The organism is Herpetosiphon sp. (genome assembly GCF_003512625.1).
Taxonomy (GTDB): Bacteria; Chloroflexota; Chloroflexia; order Chloroflexales; family Herpetosiphonaceae; genus Herpetosiphon; species Herpetosiphon aurantiacus.
This window is the reverse complement of sequence record NZ_DOPT01000056.1, coordinates 1-23031: the sequence shown is the minus strand read 5'-3', so window position 1 is coordinate 23031 and position 23031 is coordinate 1. Positions and strand designations below refer to the sequence as shown.

General features: G+C 50.6%; 19 protein-coding genes. 6 read left to right on the top strand and 13 right to left on the bottom strand.

The window, feature by feature from the left end:
• Nucleotides 1-62 precede the first annotated feature (62 nt).
• A complete protein-coding gene (locus DEF47_RS12200; RefSeq protein ID WP_012190929.1) occupies nt 63-1220 on the top strand; it encodes an RNA-guided endonuclease InsQ/TnpB family protein in 1158 nt (385 codons plus the stop codon).
• Between the two features lie 384 nt (nt 1221-1604).
• Here DEF47_RS12200 and DEF47_RS12195 read toward each other — a convergent pair whose 3' ends face one another.
• The 3 genes from DEF47_RS12195 to DEF47_RS12185 form a co-directional block, all read right to left on the bottom strand.
• Nucleotides 1605-2069, bottom strand: coding sequence for a GyrI-like domain-containing protein (locus tag DEF47_RS12195; protein ID WP_012190930.1), 465 nt, complete (start codon nt 2067-2069; stop codon nt 1605-1607).
• A 116-nt stretch (nt 2070-2185) separates the two neighbouring features.
• Nucleotides 2186-2464, bottom strand: a complete 279-nt coding sequence (locus DEF47_RS12190; protein WP_012190931.1) for an HU family DNA-binding protein — start codon at nt 2462-2464, stop codon at nt 2186-2188.
• A 219-nt stretch (nt 2465-2683) separates the two neighbouring features.
• Complete coding sequence (locus DEF47_RS12185) at nt 2684-5281, bottom strand: HEAT repeat domain-containing protein (RefSeq protein ID WP_012190932.1); 2598 nt, start codon at nt 5279-5281, stop codon at nt 2684-2686.
• 265 nt (nt 5282-5546) lie between these two features.
• Between DEF47_RS12185 and DEF47_RS12180 the strand changes: the two genes are divergently transcribed.
• The 4 genes from DEF47_RS12180 (at nt 5547) to DEF47_RS12165 (ending at nt 8602) form a co-directional block, all read left to right on the top strand.
• Nucleotides 5547-6218 (top strand): MSMEG_4193 family putative phosphomutase, encoded by a 672-nt coding sequence (locus DEF47_RS12180; RefSeq protein ID WP_012190933.1) that lies wholly within the window; start codon nt 5547-5549, stop codon nt 6216-6218.
• 37 nt (nt 6219-6255) lie between these two features.
• Nucleotides 6256-6858 (top strand): DUF3090 domain-containing protein, encoded by a 603-nt coding sequence (locus DEF47_RS12175; protein ID WP_012190934.1) that lies wholly within the window; start codon nt 6256-6258, stop codon nt 6856-6858.
• Between the two features lie 176 nt (nt 6859-7034).
• Nucleotides 7035-7790 (top strand): SCO1664 family protein, encoded by a 756-nt coding sequence (locus DEF47_RS12170; protein ID WP_012190935.1) that lies wholly within the window; start codon nt 7035-7037, stop codon nt 7788-7790.
• Between the two features lie 14 nt (nt 7791-7804).
• Nucleotides 7805-8602 (top strand): nitroreductase family protein, encoded by a 798-nt coding sequence (locus DEF47_RS12165; RefSeq protein ID WP_012190936.1) that lies wholly within the window; start codon nt 7805-7807, stop codon nt 8600-8602.
• Here DEF47_RS12165 and DEF47_RS12160 read toward each other — a convergent pair.
• The 7 genes from DEF47_RS12160 to DEF47_RS12130 form a co-directional block, all read right to left on the bottom strand.
• Entirely contained in the window at nt 8599-9684 is a 1086-nt protein-coding gene (locus DEF47_RS12160) for an STAS domain-containing protein (RefSeq protein ID WP_012190937.1), read from the bottom strand. The two genes, DEF47_RS12165 and DEF47_RS12160, sit on opposite strands and share 4 nt — an antisense overlap.
• A 215-nt stretch (nt 9685-9899) precedes the next feature.
• Nucleotides 9900-11570: an acyl-CoA dehydrogenase family protein gene (locus DEF47_RS12155; protein WP_012190938.1), complete on the bottom strand. Its 1671-nt coding sequence runs from the start codon at nt 11568-11570 to the stop codon at nt 9900-9902.
• A 506-nt stretch (nt 11571-12076) separates the two neighbouring features.
• Nucleotides 12077-14758: a DUF5682 family protein gene (locus DEF47_RS12150; protein ID WP_012190939.1), complete on the bottom strand. Its 2682-nt coding sequence runs from the start codon at nt 14756-14758 to the stop codon at nt 12077-12079.
• A 4-nt stretch (nt 14759-14762) separates the two neighbouring features.
• On the bottom strand, nt 14763-15881 hold the full coding sequence (locus tag DEF47_RS12145) for an ATP-binding protein (RefSeq protein WP_012190940.1): 1119 nt from the start codon (nt 15879-15881) through the stop codon (nt 14763-14765).
• 16 nt (nt 15882-15897) lie between these two features.
• Nucleotides 15898-17280, bottom strand: a complete 1383-nt coding sequence (locus DEF47_RS12140) for a VWA domain-containing protein (protein WP_012190941.1) — start codon at nt 17278-17280, stop codon at nt 15898-15900.
• A complete protein-coding gene (locus DEF47_RS12135) occupies nt 17277-18614 on the bottom strand; it encodes a hypothetical protein (RefSeq protein WP_012190942.1) in 1338 nt (445 codons plus the stop codon). Before DEF47_RS12135 ends, DEF47_RS12140 begins: the two co-directional genes overlap by 4 nt.
• Nucleotides 18614-19093, bottom strand: coding sequence for a hypothetical protein (locus tag DEF47_RS12130; RefSeq protein ID WP_012190943.1), 480 nt, complete (start codon nt 19091-19093; stop codon nt 18614-18616). Before DEF47_RS12130 ends, DEF47_RS12135 begins: the two co-directional genes overlap by 1 nt.
• 367 nt (nt 19094-19460) lie before the next feature.
• Here DEF47_RS12130 and DEF47_RS12125 point away from each other — a divergent pair, with 367 nt between their 5' ends.
• A complete protein-coding gene (locus DEF47_RS12125; protein WP_012190944.1) occupies nt 19461-20057 on the top strand; it encodes a PIN domain-containing protein in 597 nt (198 codons plus the stop codon).
• Nucleotides 20058-20097: 40 nt separating this feature from the next.
• Here the strand turns inward: DEF47_RS12125 and DEF47_RS12120 are convergent, their stop codons facing one another.
• From DEF47_RS12120 to DEF47_RS12110, 3 genes are read right to left on the bottom strand one after another with little or no spacing between them, the layout of a single operon-like run.
• A complete protein-coding gene (locus DEF47_RS12120; protein ID WP_012190945.1) occupies nt 20098-21054 on the bottom strand; it encodes a transglutaminase family protein in 957 nt (318 codons plus the stop codon).
• 27 nt (nt 21055-21081) lie between these two features.
• Entirely contained in the window at nt 21082-22002 is a 921-nt protein-coding gene (locus DEF47_RS12115; RefSeq protein WP_012190946.1) for an ADP-ribosylglycohydrolase family protein, read from the bottom strand.
• 8 nt (nt 22003-22010) lie between these two features.
• Nucleotides 22011-22955 (bottom strand): alpha-E domain-containing protein, encoded by a 945-nt coding sequence (locus tag DEF47_RS12110; RefSeq protein WP_012190947.1) that lies wholly within the window; start codon nt 22953-22955, stop codon nt 22011-22013.
• Between the last annotated feature and the right edge of the window lie 76 nt (nt 22956-23031).

The window sequence follows — 23031 nt, the reverse complement described above, 5'->3', positions numbered from 1 at the left end:
AAATATATTGATTATTGAACAACGTAGTGGTATAGTGTCAATACGTAAAAGGAAGTCTGCTCATGCGAATGCTGACCCGTTGTTACAAATACCGTCTGCAACTCACACCGACCCACGTTGAAACCTTGGTACAGTGGGCGGGTTGTCGGCGCTTCGTCTGGAATTGGGCGCTGCACTGCAAGCAAACCCACTACCAAACAACGGGTCAACGGCTGAGCTATCAACGGCTTGCGGCGGCATTGGTTGATCTGAAACGTCAGCCCAAAACGGCATTTTTGCGTGATTGCCACTCACAACCGTTGCAACAAACCTTGATGGATTTGGAAACGGCCTTCAGCAACTTTTTTGCCAAACGCGCCAAGTACCCGCGATTCAAATCACGCAAAATCACGCCGCACAGCCTACGCTTCCCGCAAGGTGTGATCGTGGTTGATGAACATACCATCAGCGTGCCAAAAATCGGGCTGATACGGGCGATCATTCATCGCCCCTTGCAAGGCATAGCGAAGAGTGCAACGATCAAACAGGATGCCACAGGCGCGTGGTGGGTCATTTTCGTCTGTCATATCGACCTCCCTGATGTTCAACCAACAGCTGATCGACCTGTGGGCATTGATGTCGGGCTTGAATCCTTCACCACGCTGTCAACGGGCGAGAAGACAGCACCACCAAAGTTCTACTGTCGAAGCCAAAAGAAACTTGCCCGTGCTCAGCGCAAACTCTCACGCGCCCAAAAGGGCAGCAACAACCGCTTGAAAGCAAAAAAGCACGTTGCCCGTATCCACAAGAAAATCAACAACCAACGTGCCGATTGGCTGCATAAGCATGCGTTGGGGATAGTTCGCCAATTTGACGTGGTGTGCATCGAAGACCTGAATATTAAAGGCCTTGCGAGAACCAAGCTGGCCAAATCATTCAGTGATGCCGCACTGAGTACCTTCATGCAACGATTGCAGGAAAAAGCTGAATGGCACGGACGACGAGTTGTTAAGATTGGGCGGTTCTACGCCTCATCGAAAACTTGCCACTTCTGTCATTCCAAGACTGCCTTGACGCTGGCTGACCGCGTGTGGACATGCCCCACCTGTGGCACGACCCATGATCGCGATGGCAACGCCGCGATCAACATGCTGTATGAAGGGCTACGCCTGCTTGCCGTTGGGACGACGGAAAGCCAAAACGCTGCTCGAGATGGTGTAAACCCAGCGAAACGCTGGTAGCTGTCGTTGAAGGCAGAAGCCACGCCCCTTGTGGGCGTGGTAGTTCACGATTATTTGGGCTGGCGTGATCAAGCAGGGCTACTGATTATGCCGATGACGACTTTCGCTACTGAAAAAGATGCCGCAATTATAGTGACCCATGAAAATCCTGAGTTTATTGGCTAAATACTTGAGACGATCGAACAAGCCTTGACTCAGCCTGAAGTAGCTTCTTACACAATTGATTGTAAAACACAAATGATTAAAGCTTTATAAGTTTGGGATCACCACCCCTCCGCCCCGCCTCAAGGCGGGGAACGCAGGGTGTTTTCATCCCCCTGCACCCCTAAAGGACAATTTTCGGATGCTTGCGGTTCTAAATTTTACTCAAAAGATAAGGAGACTTTACTGAATTGCAATCCAAATTTCGGCCTGATCGGGCTGGGCAAAATCATAGTATTCAAAATCGGCGGTATAGCTCCGTTGATATAGCTGAGGTTGGCTAAAATACTCCCAAATGTGCATCCACATGCCAATCACATCGCTGGGTTGGGCAATTGTGCCCTGCCAACGGAGATAGCGCTGAGCTGGAATCGTAATCTGGATCAAACCGTCAGGCTGTGGTTGATCGCTACTTACAGCATGGCCGACAATCAGATCATATTCGCCTTGATGATCGCTGGCATAGTTGGTATACACCCCATAGCGACTGGTTAAATCGGCGTTAGCGAGCTGTTGGCTGATGTTTTCGCCAAAAAAGCGCTGATAGAGCGGGCCAATCAAGCCCGTGCGCGGATCAGCCTCGGCCTGATTGGTGGTGCGCGTCGCCAAGCCAGCAATCGTCAAACCAGCACGTTCGTAAACTTGCATACACATTCCTCATACAAACACAACAGCTGATTATATAAAACATTTGTTCTATTTTCAAGTTAAAAAAACCACAGCTAAGCGCTTGGCCTAGCCGTGGTTTTTAGGGGTGACCAAGCTTATTTCTCGGTCACAGCCTTTTTCAAGTTGCTACCAGCCGAGAATGCTGGGGCGCGGGTAGCAGGAATTTCCAATGGCTCACGGGTTTTGGGGTTGAAGCCAGTACGAGCTTGGCGTTCGCGGACTTCAAACGTCCCGAAGCCAGTCAAGACGACCCGATCGCCAGCAGCCAACGCTTCGGTGATGCTTTCGAGCAAGGCGTTAACTGCTTTGCCAGCTTGGGCTTGGCTCAAACCTGATTTTTCCGCAATGGCCTTGATCAAATCCGATTGATGCATTTGGAGTTACTCCTTACACTACCTGTCTTCACCAGAATTGAAAGACAGCCGCATGGCTTTAGTATCCTCGTAATACCACAAGCATTCGCGATATCACCTACCTTATATCACCCGTGCCAAGAATGCAAGTGTTTTTTGGCTCAGGGAGTAGGTTTTTGTCCTGATAAAAAGCAAATGCAGTGCCATGAGCACTGCATTTGGGCCATTCATTAAGCTTCTTTAGAAATTTGTGTTCCAAATTGGCCAGGTTTGGGTTGCGGCACTCCAATTCCAAATCGTCCATTCGTTGCGGCTCTTCCAGCTACCATTCCATTTGCGCAATTGATACCAGAGGAAAATGCGCACTGCCAATGGTTGAACCGAGATGTTCAGGCCTAAGTTGCCGTGGAACCCATTGGTAATGTGGTAGGTCGCGCTGGCCTTGGCTTCGAGCGAGGTTTTGAGGAAGTCGGCGTTGATGCCTACGCCACCGCGAGCGATAAAGATGGTAACAGCGGCGGTAGCACTGGCCGAAGCCCAAACCGTTGGCGTAATCGAAACATTGGCGCTGGCTGAGATTGGCACATCACAGGCGGTTGCAACAATCTTCCAAGGAATTGAGATGCTGCCACTGGCTGACAAGCCCAATTGAATTGGAATCGGGCCAACCATAAAGGTTTTAGTTACCGAGAAGAAGGTCATCGTGGTTTGATACAGATTGCCAGTGCGTTGAACACCACAAGCGATGCGTTCTTTGATTGGGGTAAAGACATTGTTGCCCAAGACTTTGACATAGGCTTCAAAGTAGCGATACTTGGTGCCATTTTCGGTTTGGACATATGAGGTAGCTTTGGCATCGGCCAAGGTGTAGCTCCACGACCAGGCATGGGCTTTGGCTTCACCGTGGGCAAGGGCGGTAATATCTGGGCCATCGCTCAAGTACAAGCGAGCTTTCAATTCGCCCTTGAGGTCGCCACCGCCAACAAATTTTTGCCAATTCCAATCGAAGGCGTTCAGCGTTGGAGCATCGCCGTTGGCATAGAGCAACTCGCGAGCCGTGTGGCGAGCTACTGGGCTAGTTTCGTTGGTGTAGGCTTGGAGCAATAAGGCTTGAGTTTCAGCCGCTGGGAACTTGCGTAAGGCATCAATTGCCGAGGTGCGCACAATTTCGTTGCTATGGCTCAAGTAGCCACTGATAACGCTCAAGTTGGTTGCTGGGCCAGCATTGCCCAAGGCACGCAAGGCTAGGTCGCGGTCGAGGTCGGTTTTGGCTTTGGCGAGCTTGGTTTCAATAATTTGGCTGAGTTCTTGCGCCAATTGTGGTTGTTTGGCCTGCACATTATTGGCAATTGCGCCCAAGACCAACAAGGCTTGCTTGGCATCGCTGCCATTGGCTTGCACCAAGTTGCGCACAGCAGCGATGGTTTCAGCGCTTGGCTCACCAACTGTCAACGCAGTCAAGGCTTGAGTTCGGGTGGTTTGATTCAGGCTTTGGTTACCAACAAAGTGCTTGATGATCATGGCTTGGGCTTGGCTATCAACCACGCCAGTCAAGGCACCGATAATCCCTTCGTGCAAGGCTGGATTGGTACGGCCTTTGCTCAATTGTTGATCAAGCTGGGCCAAAGCGCCATCAACCGTGTTTAAGGTTGCACGAAGGCGAGTTACAGCGTTGGGGTCGCTAGGTGCAGCTGCAAGTTCCTTCAAGGCCGTCGCCAAATCGGCAGCTGCCAAACCACGGTCAGCATTAGCCTTATTGCTGGTCACGCTGGCGACAATATCGGCTGATTTGTATTCTTTGCCTTCGATTGTGCGAATCAGGTTGGTAATTGATTTAGTGCTGGCCTTGCCTTCGAATGATTGTGGCTCTAAGAAGCCAGGAATCGTGCCTTCATAGCGAATCGAATCGTCAGAATCGGCTCCTGATTGAATGCCGTAGCCTGAGCCTTCGTAGTTGTTGAGGCTATTTTCGGTGCTGAAGCCGCTGCGAATCCGTTGGGTCGTGGTATTTTTGAGCAAGATCCCTGCTCGCAAATCGTAGATTGCAACACTGGTGCTTTCAATTTTGGTTGCTTCAGCATTGGCAATTGAACGATCAGCAAAGCTCTTGTAGGATTTTTCGGTGCGTTTTTTGGTAATTTCAACCGTTTGGGCATCGATCATGCGGCTGGTGTAATCGGCGGTATATACGCCTGAAACATCGCTTTCGCCAATGCTATACGGTTGCAAGCACTGAATTTGGGTAGGATCTGAGCACTCGCCGATTGGATTTGGATCGTAGAAGAGGTACATTTGCAACTGTGAAAGCGCTGCTCGCTTGATATTTTGCACATCTTCAGTATCAGCGCTATCGAAATACAGGCCATAGATCGTGCCATTACGATCTTGTTGGAAGTAGAAAGGGCGAGCTAATTCAGCATCAGCAGTCCGGCCAATCACTTCAGGATCAGTGACCTGTTGCCAGCCAGCCTCAGTTTTGTTGTACATCACAGGGTTAATAACTTGGGCTCGCAGGTAAGCACTGTAGCTATCGTAGGCATAGCGTTCGACTTGCAAATAGCCTTGCAGATTGAAGCTGTTGCTATCGTTGCGAACACCACTGCTTTGCTCTTGGGTGGTTGAAACCGTATCAACCAAGGTTGACCAGTAGTATTGATAGATACTGTTTGCTGGATAGTTGTAGTGTTCGCCGGGCAGGGTAGCAGGCAATTCACTTGCGGGGGTCGCTTGCTTGCTTTGGCTTTGAGCAGCAGCACTGCTTGGAATCAGTACCAACTGGACGGTCAAGGCGGTCAGTAGGATCAGCGAAAACAATCGAACCAGACGTGGATGAGCCATGGCTTCCTCCAAGGTAAGGAAATAGTTGGTGGATAGTGTTTTCGAAGTAGGAGTTTGTTGTCTGGCTCTATTTCACCATATTCAATTACCCAACACTAGTTCTTAAGTGATCCTTAAAGCGATATTCAAGCGATACAGCTAGCTATATCACTAGCCATAATTCTGTGCTTGCAAATGTGCCATTGCTAAAATATCGGTTTCCATTGCGCTTAAAATCGCCGTATAATACGATGTATTGTGCGTCGTAGCGGAGGAATCGATACCAATGACGACGTTTTTGTTAATTCGCCATGCCACCAACGATATGGTTGGCAAAGCCTTGGCTGGCTGGACACCCAACGTCCATCTGAATGCTGAAGGTCAGGCTCAAGCCCAACGCTTGGCTGAACATTTAGCCAAAGCCCCGATCAAAGCAATCTATAGCAGCCCGCTTGAGCGAGCCGTGGAAACCGCCCAACCAATTGCCCAGCAACTCGGCCTCGAAATTCAAATCTTGGCGGGTGTTGGCGAAATTCAGTTTGGCGAGTGGACAGGCCGCACGATTAAAGAATTAGCTGATACGCCAACTTGGGCCAATATTCAGCGCTTTCCATCGGGCACCCGCATTCCAGGTGGCGAAACCCTGCGCGAGATGCAAAATCGGGTCGTCGATGCACTCGAAGCCTTGCGCCACCAACACCCCGATGAGCTGATCGCCGTTTTTGCCCATGCCGATGTGGTCAAAGCGATGATCGCCCACTATTTGGGGGTTCATTTAGATTTATTCCAACGGATTATTATCAGCCCAGCCTCAGTCACGATTGTCTCGGTCAACGATAGCGGGCCACATGTGCTATGTGTCAATCACACTGGCGAAATGCCTAGCTTTCCGGAAGCCAAACCTGCTTCAAGCGATTCGAACGAGCTTACGCCGGAAACTGAACGGCCTGTGGGCTAAACTAAACTCTCTCTTGCACTGAATTGAAAGGTTCGGCATGTCAGATTTCGTCTACGATTTACGGCGCGTTAGCCATATTACGGCAGCAGCAGTCGGTCAACCAGGCCAACGCACCTTTTATTTACAAGCTCAAAAAGGTAGCGATCTGGTTTCATTAATCACCGAAAAAGAGCTGGTTCGGGCACTCTGCTTGCGCATTGACGATATTTTGGAAGAGTTGGATAAGCGTGGGGTTGCTCGACCTGATGCTTCCGAGGAGCCAACACCCGCCGAATTGCTGCTGCGCCCCCCATTAAATCCCTTCTTTCGCATCGCCCAAATGTCGTTGGCCTACGACCCAACCAGCGATTTGTTGGTGATCGAGGTCGAAGAATTTCAATTGGCCGATGATGAGGACGATGAGGAAATCGACCCAATTTTGCAACAAAATGCTGAGGCCGAGGAAGGCAAAAACGATCCACGACGAGTGCGGATTTCGGCAACGCGGGCGCAAATGCAGGCACTCAGTCGCAACGCCATGGACATTATCACCACTGGCGGGCGGCCAATTTGCCCTCAATGTTTGCAGCCAATGGAAGATGAAGGCCATCTCTGCGTCAAGAAAAATGGCCACGGCAATAAAAAAGCCTCGGAAATGTAACATAAGGCTATAGACTATAGGCGTTTGATTCATCCAGAACTATGGCGTTGCGGTTTAACGCAGAGGCGCGGAGAATGCAGAGCAATGGGCTATTGGAACGTCGATTGAATTATCAAATCCTGTTCCGATAGCCTAACGTCAATAGCCTATAGCCAAACAATCAACTGAGGTAGCCCATGAGCGATCACGAATCAGAGCAACCCCAAGCGCTCGAATTGGCAACAATCTTGCAAGTGCTGCGCGATGGTCGGATGGAATTGCAGGGATTATTGCCATGGAGCAGTAACTATACGTTTTTGGTTGAAGTGCACGCCGACGATCAGAGTGAGCTGGTGCTTGGGGCTGTCTATAAACCACAGCGTGGCGAAAACCCGCTCTGGGATTTCCCTCAGGGCACGTTGTACAAACGCGAGGCCGCAGCATTTTTGATTAGCCATGCCTTGGGTTGGCATTTAGTGCCGCCAACCGTCACCCGCGAAGGCCCACACGGCGTTGGCTCAGTGCAATTGCTGATTCACGCCGATTATGAGCAACATTTTTTCACCTTGAAAGAAGGCCATGAACGCGAGTTTCAGCGCATGGCATTGTTCGATATTGTGATCAACAACGCTGATCGCAAGGGTGGCCATGTGTTGGTTGACGACGATCAACGGATTTGGGCGATTGATCATGGCATCTGCTTTCACGATGAATATAAGTTGCGCACCGTGATTTGGGATTGGGTTGGGCAGGAGATTGATGAAGCTGATTTGGCCGACCTCAAACAACTCAATCAAAATTTAGAGCCAGAAACCAGCCTGACCATCGCACTTAATACCATGCTCTATCCACGTGAAATCAAAGCGATGCGCCAACGGCTCAGCCGCTTGATTAGCAGTGGCAAATTTCCCGCCTCGTATGGGCAGCGCTCAATTCCATGGCCGCCCGTTTAGACAAGGAAGTCTCTATGGATTTGCTTGATGCAATTCGTTCGCGCCGCACCACCAACGGCCCATTTGAAGATCGCCCGCTCGATCCGACCCATGTCCAAACCATTTTGGAGATGGCGGCTTGTGCTCCCTCGCACTTCAATTCGCAGCCTTGGCGTTTCGTGGTGATTCAAGATCAAACGACGCGCATGCAATTGGCCGAGATTGCAGGTGAATCGATGCAGAAATTAATGGCGGGGGGCCGCTTCTGGCAACGCTATCGCAAATATTTTCGTTTCTCCAAGCAAGAAGTTGATCAACGGGGCGATGGGATTTTGATCGACAATATGCCAGCAATTTTAAAACCATTTGCTAAATATATCTTTACTGAGCGTGGCGGCGAGTTGATGGCCAAATTTCAAGTGCCCAAAGTGCTCGGCAAAGATGCTCGGAAATTAGTCGCTGGTTCGCCCTTGATTTTGGGGATTACGCTCGATAAAAGCGAATACAAACCCGATGATTTATCGGGCATGTACTCGCTACTTTCCTTGGGCGCGGTGATGCAAACGATTTGGCTGACTGCAACATCGTTGGGCATTGGCATGCAATTTATCTCGACCCCGATGGAAGTTGAGGGCCAATGGGAGAAAATCACCAAGCTGTTGCAAATTCCTGATGAACATAGCTTGATGGTGCTGTATCGCTTGGGCTATATCCCGCAGGCCGCCGACCGCCCAACGATCGATTGGACCTCATCGCAGCGCAAACGCACAGCGGCTTTAGCCTATGCCAATCGTTGGGACCAACCGTTTGAGCCAGCAACCAAGCCCGATTAATTATAGTTGGGGATGCGTTGCAAGCCTTCTTGCAAGGTCGCCGAGGTACTAATTGAATCCAATTCAAGCCCTAACGAAACCATGGCTTGGGCAACTTCAGGTCGAATCCCGACCAACATGGTTTCAGCGCCAAGCAAGCGTACTGAGCGCACCACGCTAATAAAGCCTTGGGCAACTTGGCTATCAACCACCACAACTCCGGTAATATCCAGCACCAAATGTTTGATCGACTGACGCTGCACCGCTTGTAAGGCATTCTCTTGCAGGCGGGTCAGGCGTTCACTGTCGAGCGCTCCAATCAATGGCATCACCAATACTTTGGCCGCCACTGGCAAAACTGGCACGCTCATCTCGCGAATCACTTCACGCTGCTGTTCAATCTCATCAAGCAAGCGTTCTTGGGTGCTAGCCCGATCTTGCAATTTCATGAGAGCGTTTTCAAGGTCGGCAGTCCGCTCATGGACTTGGGCTTCCAACGAGGAGTTTAATTCGACTAATTGTTTGGCATTTTGCTCGATCGTGCGCTGGCCTTCGGAAACCGCATGAAAAGCCCCAACCGTAATTCGGCTATTCACAAAACTAATAATCGAACCAATCATGGTAATCAAGATCGCATGGGTAACCACCCCACCAGTTGTTGCAACCTGATCGGTTGTGGGATAGACAAACGCCAATGTGCCAATAATCACCCATGCCCCAACCAAGACCATTAAAATTTGCCATGGGCGCAGCACGACCCCAGCAATCAAGACTGGAACCAGTAAATAGGCTAGGGTATAGCTGGTTTCGCCGCGCAACATCATCGGAATCGAGACGATCACGGAGGTGGTAATCACCACAATCCAGCCAGCAAACGTTACTTTGCCACGCCGCGCCAACGGAATCACCACCACCGCCAAAACCAAGCCTAAGCCCAAAGCCACAGCCGAGGTCAATGGTTTCGGATTAAAGAGCAGGGAAGGAATGGCAATCACAACAATAACGAGGAGCGCACACATCACGCTGATGATAATTTGGCCACGTCGCCGCACATCCTCAAGCGGATGATCAACCTGAGCTAACCATGCCAGTAGTGCTTTCATGAAAAAACCCTTTTTGGCTCAATGGGCTAAAACAACCAGTATTTGCATCGCCGCAGATTGGGAAGAATAACAAGTTGCCCTACTATACCCTAGCCTGTAATTGCACGCAAACAGCCAACGGTACTAGGGCTAGCCTGCTTTTTTATAGTACTAGCGCCATTTATTGAAATACGGTTGTTATAGAATGTTAGGTATTATTCTTACAGCCAGCACCCTCAACTAAGCAATATTTGGTTATCATTGGCATCGATTGTGGCAATTAAATTAACTGCGCTACAACTAAACCGGCGGGCTGCTGCCGCCAACCAACGATCATTCGGGGCAATCAAGGCGGCTTGGGCATGTTCGATTAACAACGCCAATTCCAATGCTCGCCCAAGGGTTAATGCCCAACGCCGTGCCCCCATTTCAGCAACACTACGATCATTGCTACTTTCAGCGAGCCATTGTTCACATCGATCAAGCGCAGTTTGGACCACCACAATCGCTTGGCTGAGGCTTGGATCATGAGCATTGCTCAGCCACAAATTGACTTGTTCACGCAATACGGGCCAAATGCCAGGATCTTCGCTAAGTGCTCGTAGGCTGTCAAGCGCTAAAACATTGGTCGTGCCTTCCCAAATCGAAAGCACTTGCGCATCACGCAGCAAGCTGGGCAAGCCTGTATCCTCAACATAGCCCGCCCCACCAAAACTCTCAATAATCTCGCTGGTATGGTTTACTGCTTGGCGAGCGGTGGTCAATTTGGCAATAGATGTTAATAATCTTAATAATTGTCGTTGTTGGGGCGTGCTTCGGCCAGTTTCATCTAAGCCCAATAATTCGATTAAATAAAAGGTCAGCAGGAACGCCCCAGCATACTCAGCCTGCAAACCAGCCAAGGTATCGACATGCAGTGGTTTTTGATTGAGCAATGAGCCAAAAGCCCAGCGTTTTTGGGCATAATCTTGGGCGAGCGCCATGCCACGTCGCATAAAGCCCACTGCTGAAACGCTGTTCCAAGTGCGGGTAATTTGCAACATCGGCACAATCGCACGCACACCATCGCGCAAGCCTTGCACCGGAATTGCTGGTGTGCCAAGCAGATTCAGCTCAGCCGTCGGTACTTTGCGCGTACCCAATTTATCCTTGAGCCGATTAACTTCGATCTGAGTGAGCCGCCCGCGTTGATCGCGGGTTTCGACGTAGAACAAAGCCAAACCACGCCCACCAGCGGGATTGCCCTCTGGTCGCGCCAAAGTCAAGGCCATTTGCGAGGTTGTAGCCGAGCTAAACCACTTGCGGCCATACAAACGCCAAGTACCATCCTCGGCTTGGCGGGCGATCGTTTCCGAAAGCCCAACATCTGAACCGCCAGTCGATTCGGTCATCCACTGGCCGCTCGTCCAAAATTGGTCGGGATCGCGGCTAATTAAATGCGGTATGGCTCGTTCGATCAAGGCCTGATTGCCCGCTTGGAGCAAGGTTCGGGCAGCGCCGTCAGTCATCGCCAAGGGGCAGCTATACACATCGCTCGATGGATGGAAGAGATAGGCTAAAGCAAATTGGCAGGTACGCGAATATTCATGGAAGGTTTGCTCGTAGGCCGTGGCAATCAAGCCATAACTGGCAGCGATTTGCTCGGCACGTTGCCAGAGCGGGGTCAATACAATCTGATCAATCCGCTCGCCCCAGGCATCCCATTGGGTTAATTGCGGCTCATTCAAACGATCAGCCAATTGCAACTGATACAATTCGTTGCCAGCTAAATCGCCGATTGTTTGCAGCGCAGGTTTGATTTGGCTAAGGACATCGGCGGGTAGGCGGCGGCGGAGATAAAGCTGGAGTAGACGATCATCGCTATATTGATTGCCAAGTTGTGGGGCTGGTTGATTAAAGGGCGGCATCGTTGCAACTCCCAAAGATTAATAAAACCAACGAATGACTGTATTATAGCGCTCAAAGTAGCCTTCACGCAGGGGCTAGGGATCATGGATCAGCAGTTAGGGGTAATGGTTCATTGGATTGGCAATGACATCATTCCCTCACCCCCTTGCCCCCTCTCCCGCATGCGAGGCGATGGGGAACTAGCCCATCGTGATCATTGGAACACCCCTCGCCCGCCGCAGTGGGAGAGGGGCTGGGGGTGAGGGGTCGTAAAACCTACCCTTGTATGCGAGACGAGGGGGAAACCCTTGATCATGATCACAGTATCTCCCCTCTCTCGCCGCCGTGGGAGAGGGGTCGGGGGTGAGGGCACGAAATTCACTGCTAACCTTATAAACCATTACAGCTATAGGCTATCGGAATTATTGCGATACTACTGCATACTCCGATAGCCTATAGCCTTGCTTGCTCTGCGCCGCTGCGTTAAATCCCGATCTTCGACCACCAACAACCGCGCCCCAAAAGCTTAGCCGATATTCAACAGCGCCGCCAAGGCCTGCATTCCGGCTGGGTGAGCCAAAAGCAAATCATGGGCAAGTTGATCGTCAGGGCTTAATTCGGCGCTGATTGCAATTTCACCCTCAGGCAACCGTTGTTGATCTTGCATCCAATTGGGTTGCCATGCACCAAGGCCAGCCAAATCGCTTGGGAAAACCAAGGCCGCTTCTTTAATCAATGGCTCTAGAATTGTGGCATTGCGCCGTAATTGCAAAATAAAGCCAGGCAACCATGGAATCAGCACCGAATCGGGCACAATTCGGAAGATATGGCTCAACAGTTCAACCACGAACAGCGCAATCCGTGGGGCAAATTTCAAGGCCAAAATAAAGCCATTCAGGTAGGCTGGCAGCCCTTGCAAACTTAGTGAATCTTCGGTGAGATGCTCGAAAAATTCGCGCATTGACTGAATACTGCGCCGATTGAGCAGCCACTCGGCCACCCACAACAAACCAAGTTTATCGGGGGCAACCTCGCCCTTGCCAGCTAGCTCAACGCTAATCAGCAATTCGCTGCGCTGGCAGCCAACCGATAAGGCCAAACTTTCGAGCGAAAAGATAAAGCCCAACATGCCTGCCACTGCTTCGGGCGTAGTGCCGCGATCGGCGATAGCCTGCGGTAGCAACGAAGCATAATGGCTATAACCAGTTGCCACAAACGATTCGAGCCAAACCGCCAAGCCTTGAGGCGTAGTGCGATAATATTGCACCAAATGGCGAGCACGATCGAAAATATCTGGCGCATCTTGCACACCCGTTTCTTGAATCAACAAGGCGCGGCTGTGAAACCCAAGTTCCTCGGTAAAGCGTGGGCTATACAAATACATCAAGCTGGCTTCGGCGGTATGCAGCGCTTTGGAAGCGGTGGCATCATCGCCAAAAGCACGTTGACGCATACGCTGTTCCAACACTTGCTCCAACGTAATGCCTTCGTAGCCAAGTTGAATCACATCGCGTTGGTATTTGCCAATTCGAATTTCCCACGATTCTTGTAGTGATTTGCTGCCAAGTTTGCGTTCGCCAATGATTGGCTGCACTACATAATTACCCAGCAAATAATTCAAGCGCCAAAGCAACTCTGAGCTATCAAGCAAATCGGGGCGTTGGCTAAAATCCATTAAGGCGCGTTGGTTGGTTTTGGCATACAGGTTGATATTCAACGGCGCTAATCGATCATAGATATTTTTGGCTAATGGTGGCAGCGATTCATAGCCAACCGTGCCAACCCGATCGCCGCCCAACAAGACCCGACACAATTGGCTGATATTGCGTTTGCGTGGCGTGCGATCTTTCTCCAAACAGGTGATCGCCGCATCTTCAAAATCGTAGGGCGAGGGCTGGCGGCGATTACGAATATTGGCCAAAAGATAGGCGGTTTCATAGATGGCAATCGAATCAGCGGTGCTCGCCAAATAGCCATTTTCCCGCGCCAACCCGACAATTCGCGCACACCAATCGATCAATTGCTCATGATCGGCTTCGGCTACTTCGGGCGGCATGCCCAGAAAATTAGCCAAGGCCTGCGGATTGTTGGGTTGTTGGCTGGCAACGGCTGGTACTTTGTTACGACTGGCTTTGGGCGGTTTTTGCTCCTTGCTCAGCTGAAAGGCCTTAATATCAACAGCTTTCAGGCTTTTGCGCCAGGTCGATTCAGCCAAGGCAATCGTGCCAGGTGGATGATTGAACTGTTGCTCAATTGCCACAAAACTTGATGGAATCAGGCCAAACAGCCATTGAGTATTGCTTTTAGCAGGCATTTCAGCCCATTGCGCAGAATTGTGCGTGCCAAATTCGGCCACATCGCTGGCCAAATGCGCTGCTCCACAAATATACAACGCATCAGTTGGCTCAATCGCATGCTCGGCTAAATGTTGTTTGATCCGTGTCCACATATAGCGTTCGCGCAAACGATCATTCACCACATCTTGAGGTTTGCGGCCAAGTTGGTGAATTAAGCTGCCAACCAAGGTCATTACTTGGCGATAGATGGCATAATCGGCGTGCAAAATCACCCGCTCAACATATTGCTCCCACCACTCAGTAAAATGGCGTGAGTTGGAGTTTTGCAGCAAATAATGCAGAAAATCGTCAAACGTCGGTTCCAACGAGCCAATTGTTACCCCAATCGACTTGCCATGCAGTTGGGCAGCCTCATCGTCGTCATCGGTTTCGTTCTCGTCAATTGTTGGCAAGGGTTGCCATTGAAACACGTAATCAACTGGCCGATCAACAAAAACCAATTGGGTTTCGGGGTGAGTTAAGGCATAGGCAATCGCTTGATATTCAGCCGATGATTCGGTCAGCGGGGCAACCACGCTAATTGGCAGCGCCTCGGCTGGAACCAGCTCGCTTTCGGCGGCAAACGCCTGAAACGCCACTGGCAATTTACAATCGCGCAAATGCCCCACTAATTCGAGCATATCCTCACAAAGCTCGATGTAAATAACTTTTGGCTGCTTTTGATGCAAGCGGCGTACCAGTTGCAAGGCCGAAGCAGGCGAATGATGCGCCACCGGAAATAGATCAAGCGGCTCGTGTTCAGCTCGCTCAACATCATGGGCCATGCGTTGGAGCAAGCGTTGCAGTGCCTCAGCATCTTCGCTGAAGGCTGCCGCTGTGGCCTTTAATTGTTGGGTTAGTGAATCAAGCATGGGTTTACCCCTCGATGACCTTCATTGCATCCTGACCGCCAGCCATGAAATCACGCCATTCGCCTTGGTGTTTCTCGCTGTGTTTGGCCACCACGCTATGCCAAAATTTGTTCATCACGGCGACATCTTCGGGGCGGCGACGAACCAACGTGCCAACCAACGAGCGTCCAAGAATCTCGGGCGTGAGGCGCTGCTCACCAAAATAGGTCGAATAGAGCACAGCATCTTCCAGCACGCCAATTTGTTCAGCAGTCGAGAGCGCTGATTCAAGTTTGGCATCGTCGGAGCTAGCACTGGCACTGGCTTCGCGCAAATCGGCAAAAGTTTGTAGCAAGACATCAAGCAAGGTTGGCGCAACGTCGATTCGCACTTGTTGGCGCTCCAAAAGCTCGGTCGTGCGAAACAGAATAATTTCGCGTTCTTGCTTTTTGTTGGTCACAACCGGAATATGCACAAAATTAAAACGCCGTTTGAGCGCCGACGAAAGGTCGTTAACCCCGCGATCACGGCTGTTGGCAGTGGCAATGATGTTGAAGCCTTGCTTGGCAAACACCACATTATCGTTGCGCAATTCAGGAATCGAAATATATTTTTCGCTCAAAATCGAGATCAGCGCATCTTGGACATCGCTGGTACAACGGGTTAATTCTTCAAACCGACCCATCGCGCCAAGTTGCATACTGGTCATAATGGGCGAAGGAATCATCGAATCACGCGATTGGCCAGCGGCAATCACCATGGCAATATTCCACGAATATTTAATTTGGTCTTCGGTTGTGCCTGCCGTGCCTTGCACAACGTAGGTCGAATCGCCACAAATCGCTGCCGCCAGCAATTCGGCCAACCAGCTTTTGCCCGTGCCAGGGTCGCCAATCAACAATAAACCGCGATCCGAGGCCAAGGTAACAATCGCTCGCTCGGCAATGCTGGGGTCGCCATACCATTTTTGGGCAATCTCGCGATCAAGCTTTTGAGCAGGCGTACTGCCAAGCACGAAGGTGCGCACCATCTGGGGCGAAAGTTGCCAGCGAGCAGGGCGTTGACCGTTATCCCGCTCGGCTAAATAGCGCAATTCATCGGCATATTTGAGTTCGGCGGGCAAGCGCAAAACGGTATCAGACATTATGACAACTCCTTCATTACAAGGTAATAAATTGCTTAATTTGTTCGATCAGCTTGCGAGGGCTGCCAGCAAAAATTGGCCGACCCATTTCTTTGAGCTTGGTACGGAACCAATCGTTGACGCTGAAATAGCCCGAACTGGTGACCGCCCCGACCGGAATAAAATGCACACCCGATTCGATCATGGCTTTGATTGTATCGAGCAGCACTTGATCCGAACCGCCTTCGTAAAAATCGGTGATCAGCACCACGGCGGTTTTGCGTGGCTCTTGAATTTTTTCGCTGGCAAAGAGCAAGGCTTCGTTGATGCTTGTGCCGCCGCCAAGCTGAGTGCGCAGCAATACCTCAAACGGGTCGTGCACCCAAGGCGTGAGATCAAGCATGCGCGTGTCGAAGGCGATCAAATGCATATCAACATGGGGCAAACCGGCAAAAATCGAAGCCAGAATTGTGCATTGCACCATGGCATCAACCATCGAGCCAGATTGATCGACGACCACGATCATGCGCATTGGGGTGCGTTTTTTGGCAGTTTGACGATAATACAAGCGATCAACATACAAACGGCCTTCATTGGAATTCCAATTGGTCAGATTGCGCCAAATTGTGCGTTTCAAATCGAGGTTGCGAAACACCCGCTTAGGTGGCACTGAACGATCGATTTTGGCTGAAACGGCTTGCATCACCTGCAAACGCAACACATCGGCCAATTCATCAACATATTGCTTGATCAGGCGTTTGGCGTTAATCAAGGCATTGCCCGAAAGATGGCTTTTATCGCGCAGCAATTGCTCAACCACCGCCATCGAAGGCGTAAGTTGGGCGGCAAGCCGATTATCTTGCAGCACTTCGCGCAAAGCCATGCGCTTGATCAAATCTTTTTCCAGCCCTTGGATAACTTGGCGCAACTCTTCTTCGGAGAGATTGAAGCCTGAGCCAACGCCCTGCCCACCTTGCAAACCACCAGGTTGGCTAGCTTGGCCTTGACCAGGTTGGCTTTGACGCAACGCTCCAGGCTGAAAACCCAAACAACGTTCAAGATGGGCCACATCTTTGAGCCATTGGGCATACTCGGCAGCGCTGATCGAGCGTTTTTGGGTTTGAGGGCCAAAGACATTCAGCAACAACTTCGAAATAATTAACGAACGGCGCAAAGTCGTAGGATCTTGGCGATCGTCAAGCTCAGTCAGATTGAACTCCGGCTCAAGCTCAGGGTAACGTTGAAACAATTGCTCCAGCGAGAGTGTTGGGTGCAAAATCGACTCAGGCAAGGCCAGATCTTGGGCAATCTCATGGCTCATGCTGTCGAAATTTTCGCCCTGCTGGTCATAGCCAAACATAGTGCTGAGCATACGCCAATAGAGCACTTGGCGACGATTTAATAGCTCGGATTGGTTCATGATTTCTCCCTGAGCAAGCGGCTAGCACGCTCTTTGAGAATGCCAACAGCATTATTTTTAGGCGCTTTCTTAAAAACTTTGCCGTTTTCTAGCCCAATAAATAGCGGCTTGCCTTTTTTCAGGCTGGTTGCCAAAGGTCGCAGCAGCCACTCGCCAGCATCGTAGCGCACCAAGCCAAACAAGCGTTGAGCCGATTCAAGCACCGCCAAATCGATTTCAGTGCCGTTGATCAACCCAAGCTCAAGCATGAAACTGTGTTCACCAGTCGTTATTGTGCAAGCTTCGGTAGTTTGATTGAGTTGATAGTTGCTCAAAACAACTGGCTCGGCCACATGGACTGGGTGGCGTTGTTGGGGGGCAAGTTGAGCTTGGGCAATTGATTGTTTGGGATTCAGGCCAAAATAGCGTTCGGCCACATCAAGCAAATCATATTTAGCGCCCAAACTGGCGGTCTGCGCATCCCACAGCAATTGGCCAGTTGGCAAGCTTGCTGCATCGCGCAACACTAAGGCTTTGGCTGTGCTCAAGCTATCGAACAACAGGCTCAACTCAGGAAACAGCAACCACAATTGATCCTGCTGAATTGCCGCAACTTTATAGGCCGATTGGCTGATTGTAGCCAAGCTAGCCTTGGAATCGGCCTCAAGCACAGCATAGACCACCAAACTAACTAGCGTGGAATGTTGTCGCCATTCGATGCCCAAGGGGTACAGCGTGCCACTGACAGGTTGGGTTGGTGGGGTTGAATTCAGGCTGAGGGTCGAAAGCATGGCCCGCGTCCACAAATCGCCCCAACGAAACAAAGGCAATTGTTCAGGCTGAAGTTGCAATTCATGCAGCCAACCAGAGAGAATCGCCGAAGTGCGCAGATAATCGGGGTTAGTTTGCAGTTGGGCGAGGGTTGGCGTAAAGGCGTTGATCATCGCTGGCTCCAGTCGCGAAAAGCCCATTACTGCTAAATCGGTCAGCCAATGCTGCACGCTACCCAACAAGGGCGGAGTTGCGGCAAGCGCCACGGCTTTTGATGTTGATTGATCATTGATTGGGCGACCAAGTTGCACCCGAATTTGCTGCAAAAGTTGATCATGCTGGGCAGCTTGCAGCGATGCGCGGGCAACCGCCAGCAACATAAACGCGGCTGGTTGAAACACACCATTGCTCAAATCAGTCACAGCGCTGAGCATCGCCTGCTCAAACGGCGTATCGCGATAAACTTGAGCCACCCGCTGCAAACTCATTTGATGGCTATGATTGAGATTGGTAAAGCCTGCCAGCAACAGTTGATCGATCGCTTGGATGAGGTCGTTACTCGCGCTAAATTCCGCTGATAGCATCACAGGCCCCCTGCAAACCAATCCATCTCGGGCAGTGGCATTGGGCTGAGCGGAATTTCGAGCAATTGGAGTGAGCCAAGAAAACGGCTAAAAATTGCACCATGAGCTTGGTTGGTATTATGGCCAACAATCCGCAAGAAATCGCCTAAATGATTGATTTGGGCTGGATCGTGAGCAGATTGCAGATATTTCAAAATGCCTTCGATGCCAAATTGCTTAATGCCTTCGCCCAGCAAATTGGTGAGATGTTTGCAAGGGCTGCCACGCAAACCACCACAAGGGCGATTATTGTTGGTGCTACAGTAGAAATTGAGGCTGCGAGCCTCGAAATATGCCACATACACCCGCTGAATATCCGAGCCACTCGAAACCACGCCTTGCAAACGTCCATCGGCAAGCTCCACAAAGGGCACTTCTTGGACATTGCGTTTATCGGTTTGGCGGAAGATTTGGGGCGGGTTTAGTGATGAGGGAATCATCAAGCCTCCTTTGCGCTATGCAACACTCGATTAATGCTGTATCAACTCTTTATTCCAGCGCAAGCCTAGCATACCAAGCAAATGTGACAGCAGCAGTCACACAGAATATAGATTTATTTGCTTGATCCAAGGGGTTCACCACCCTTCCGTCCCGCCTCAAGGCGGGAAACGCAGGGGGTTTTCATCCCCCTGCACCCCCTAATGTGGGTTCTGTGGAATGTATTTATCTAGGGGTGAATTTGTAATCAATTGAATTTTAGCTTGGTTAAATTCAAAAAACGGATTATCATAAAGATACAGCTAGTTTAAGCGTGAATGCGCAACAAGTGTGGTGTAGAATTGCTGATGGTCATCCAAGGGGGCATATTTGAGAACCAATTTTGTGCTGATCGATTACGAAAATGTGCAACCAGCCACGATCGAATCATTAAACCACGAGCATATTAAACTGCTGATCTTCGTGGGAGCAAATCAGACCAAAGTGCCAATTGAGATTGCGGTCGCGCTTCAGCAGTTAGGCTCACGCGCTAGCTACGTTAAAATCTCTGGTAATGGCAGCAACGCGCTCGATTTCCACATTGCGTTTTATATCGGCCAATTAGCCGCCCAAGAGCCTAGCGCATATTTTCATATTGTTTCCAAAGATACGGGCTTTGACCCCTTGATCCAGCACCTCAAAAGTAAAAAGATCTTTGCAAATCGCGTTCAAAACGTTAACGATATTCCCAGAGTAAAGATAGCACTAGCCTCAACCTTAGATGCGCAGGTCGAAGTTATTATTACCAGCCTTCAAGGCAATAAAAGTTCAAAACCTCGCACTATTAAAACCTTGAGCAGTACCATCAACGCAATCTTTCTCAAAAAACTATCTGAGGCTGAGCTAGAAGCGCTAATCAATCAACTAAAAACCATGGGACTTATTGAGGTGGATGATACGAAGGTGAGTTATAAACTGACAAGTTAAAGCATGGGCAAGTAATCACCCATGCTTTTTGGATAAAAGCTTATTGTTGTTGCTGCATTTGTTGCAACACCGCCGCCACATCGCCACCCTCAACCACCGACCAGCCTTCTAGTTTCGATGGTTGATCGGCTTGTAATGGCTCGTCGGCAAGGCACACTTGGACAGCTACTTCGAGTGTACTTTGGGTTTCGCCCTTGAAAATGCCATGGGTCGGCGGCACATCAGCATAATCACGGCCAAGCGCCACCCGAATATGCCGATCGGCTACCACCACATTGTTGGTTGGATCAAAGCCAACCCAGCCAAGGCTGGGCAACCACGCCTCAACCCAGGCATGCGAGGCATCAGCCGCCGAACGCACACTGTCGTCGGTGCGATGAAACAGATAGCCGCTCACATACCGCGCCGGAATTTGTAACCAACGCAAGAGGCTGAGCATAATATGGGTGTAATCTTGGCAAACGCCGCGTCGGGTGGCCAAAGCTTCATCGATTGGCGAATCAGCGCGGGTGCTCTGCGGAACATACTCAAATTTATCGTAGATTGCTTGGGTAATTTGGCGAATCAAAGTAAGTGGATCAAGCTGTTTGCTCAGGCCAATTTCGTTGGCAAACGCTTGCAGCAAATCGGTCGAGTGCACAAATTGGCTGGAATTAAGATAATCCCAATCGTGGCCGTTCAAGGCATGATCTTCCAAACCTTGCCAGGTATTGAGATCAAGCATGAGATCGTCGGCTGGCGCTTGAATCCGATTTTCAACATAGGCTTGGGTGATAATTTCAAGCTGAGTATGCGCCCGTGGAATGCCAAAATGATGCACCGTATTGCCCTGCGAATCGTAATAAACCAAGACTTTTGATTTTGGCTTGGTGGTTATGTCAAACGATAAGCAGCGTTGATCGCCCTCGGTGCGCGGTTGTTTGCGAACTTCCATCATGCTTTCGCTAATCGGGTTGCTATAACGAAAGCGGGTAACGTGGCGAATGGTGTAGTACATAGCACCTGCCAAACTTCAAGCGTGAAATCAAATAGTTTCGAGGCCAAGGCTGGCCAAAAACCAGCTTGGCAAAGGTTCGCGGGCATGCAGCCATGGCGGTGGAATACAATCGCGGCCTAGCGTGCCCGCCAACAAGCCACCAACAATCGCGGCCATCGAGGTAAAGTTGCCGCCAGCTGCACACACCTGCTCGATCGCCGCAGCATAATCATCGCGATAATGCACAGCACACCACAAGCACCATGGAACGGTAGCTTGGGCGCTATGCTGATAGCCATTACTTAAGCGTAAAGCAATGTGATGCCACATTTGGCGATCATTCATTGCCGCCGCTAAGGCCAAACGATGCTCAAGGCTGCTACTTGGCACATATTGCCCAATCTCGGCCAAGATTGCCGAGGGCTGGCGCAGCGGTTGATCACGTTCGCGCCAGAGAATTGCGCCTGCCACTGCCACTGCCACCGCTCCCGCCACCGCCTCAGGATGGGTATGGGTGGTAAGCGCCGAAAGTTGCGCTTGTTGAGCAACCTCGTTCAGCGGAGCATCAGCCAAAAATAAGCCCAAGGGAGCCACCCGCATGGCCGCGCCAACTCCAAACGAGCCTTGTCCATCAAATAAGTTTTGAGCATCGCTCATGACGGCTGCGCCATCACGCGGCTTGGCCAACAATTGATGCATCGACGTACCATAATCACGAACTGGGGTGTAGCGCAAGGCCAAATCGGCAGCCAACGCCGCACTATGCACCGCGCCATAATGCCATAATTGATCAACCAACGAACATGCCATCAAGGTTGCGTCTGTCCACAGCCATGGTGCTGGCAAAAGGCTGGGCTGGTCGGCAACTGCAAGCCCAGTTTGAACTTGCTGCCAAAGCTGTTGACCATAGGCTTCGCCCACCGATAAGCCTGTTAAGGCCGCCAACATGCGCTGTTGTGCTGCTGTCATGATCATCCTTATACCAATGCTGTCTCCACCGGATAACTAATAAAGGTCTGATAGACGTTGGTATGAATTTGTTGGCATTGTTGTTGAATGGTCGCTAAATAGCCGCTCAAGCCATCGGCCATAATCTCGTCAACTTGACCATAATCAAGACTTGCTTGTAAGCGCCCAGCCAAGCGCTTAACTCGATCGCCGCGTCGCCCAAGGGTATTCGAGGCGATCGCTTGAATCGAGGCCGCAACTTGGTCAGCGGCAAAACGCACCGAACGCGGCGATTCAGCGTTCAACAACAAAAATTCAGCAATTCGTTCTGGCCGAATATCAGCAGTATATACATTACAATAGGCCTCGAACGATGTACAGGACTTTAGCAACCCAACCCAATCTAAATAATTGGTTTGATCATCGGGCGTGCCACCAGTTTCCGCAAAATGCACATCAAGCAAAATCGCTGTGGCCATGGCCCGCTCCATAAATTGGCCTAAACGCAGCCAGTGCCAGCATTCGCCATGGCTTAGGGTCGCAGTGGTAATGCCTTGAAACAGATGAATGCCCTCTTTCAACACATTATGCAGAAATTCATGTGGCTCCTGCCACATCTGATCCATCGTTGTACGCTTGACCTGCAAATAGACCCGATTGAGTTGTTCCCACATTTCCGAACTAATTTGTTCGCGCACTTGGCGGGCATTCTCGCGGGCAGCGCCAATTCCACTGACCAATGAGCTAGCATTGCTGACATCAAAGGTCAAGGCCTGCACCAACGCATAGGTTTGGGGAATACCCTCGTAATTCCAAGCCAAGTAGGTTTGCATGCGCTCCCAGCGACGTTCGGCAGCAGCCGGCGTTTGGTCGAGCATCAACGATAAATTCACATCAAGCAAACGGGCGGTATGCTCGGTTCGCTCAAGGTAGCGGCCAATCCAATATAAACTATCAGCAACCCGCGATAACATCAGCAGCCCCCAGTTTTTAATGATGATCCATGGATGCCCTCACCCCCAGCCCCTCTCCCACGGCGGCGGGCGAGGG

Excerpts from the sequence above, each read along its gene's own strand:
- DEF47_RS12160 (WP_012190937.1), bottom strand. The coding sequence starts at position 9,684 with ATGAAAGCACTACTGGCATGGTTAGCTCAGGTTGATCATCCGCTTGAG.
- DEF47_RS12185 (WP_012190932.1), bottom strand. The coding sequence starts at position 5,281 with ATGGCTCATCCACGTCTGGTTCGATTGTTTTCGCTGATCCTACTGACC.
- DEF47_RS12190 (WP_012190931.1), bottom strand. The coding sequence starts at position 2,464 with ATGCATCAATCGGATTTGATCAAGGCCATTGCGGAAAAATCAGGTTTG.
- DEF47_RS12135 (WP_012190942.1), bottom strand. The coding sequence starts at position 18,614 with ATGCTATCAGCGGAATTTAGCGCGAGTAACGACCTCATCCAAGCGATC.
- DEF47_RS12200 (WP_012190929.1), top strand. The coding sequence starts at position 63 with ATGCGAATGCTGACCCGTTGTTACAAATACCGTCTGCAACTCACACCG.
- DEF47_RS12120 (WP_012190945.1), bottom strand. The coding sequence starts at position 21,054 with ATGTACTACACCATTCGCCACGTTACCCGCTTTCGTTATAGCAACCCG.
- DEF47_RS12130 (WP_012190943.1), bottom strand. The coding sequence starts at position 19,093 with ATGATTCCCTCATCACTAAACCCGCCCCAAATCTTCCGCCAAACCGAT.
- DEF47_RS12175 (WP_012190934.1), top strand. The coding sequence starts at position 6,256 with ATGTCAGATTTCGTCTACGATTTACGGCGCGTTAGCCATATTACGGCA.
- DEF47_RS12145 (WP_012190940.1), bottom strand. The coding sequence starts at position 15,881 with ATGTCTGATACCGTTTTGCGCTTGCCCGCCGAACTCAAATATGCCGAT.
- DEF47_RS12180 (WP_012190933.1), top strand. The coding sequence starts at position 5,547 with ATGACGACGTTTTTGTTAATTCGCCATGCCACCAACGATATGGTTGGC.
- DEF47_RS12140 (WP_012190941.1), bottom strand. The coding sequence starts at position 17,280 with ATGAACCAATCCGAGCTATTAAATCGTCGCCAAGTGCTCTATTGGCGT.
- DEF47_RS12195 (WP_012190930.1), bottom strand. The coding sequence starts at position 2,069 with ATGCAAGTTTACGAACGTGCTGGTTTGACGATTGCTGGCTTGGCGACG.
- DEF47_RS12150 (WP_012190939.1), bottom strand. The coding sequence starts at position 14,758 with ATGCTTGATTCACTAACCCAACAATTAAAGGCCACAGCGGCAGCCTTC.
- DEF47_RS12110 (WP_012190947.1), bottom strand. The coding sequence starts at position 22,955 with ATGTTATCGCGGGTTGCTGATAGTTTATATTGGATTGGCCGCTACCTT.
- DEF47_RS12170 (WP_012190935.1), top strand. The coding sequence starts at position 7,035 with ATGAGCGATCACGAATCAGAGCAACCCCAAGCGCTCGAATTGGCAACA.
- DEF47_RS12165 (WP_012190936.1), top strand. The coding sequence starts at position 7,805 with ATGGATTTGCTTGATGCAATTCGTTCGCGCCGCACCACCAACGGCCCA.
- DEF47_RS12155 (WP_012190938.1), bottom strand. The coding sequence starts at position 11,570 with ATGCCGCCCTTTAATCAACCAGCCCCACAACTTGGCAATCAATATAGC.
- DEF47_RS12115 (WP_012190946.1), bottom strand. The coding sequence starts at position 22,002 with ATGACAGCAGCACAACAGCGCATGTTGGCGGCCTTAACAGGCTTATCG.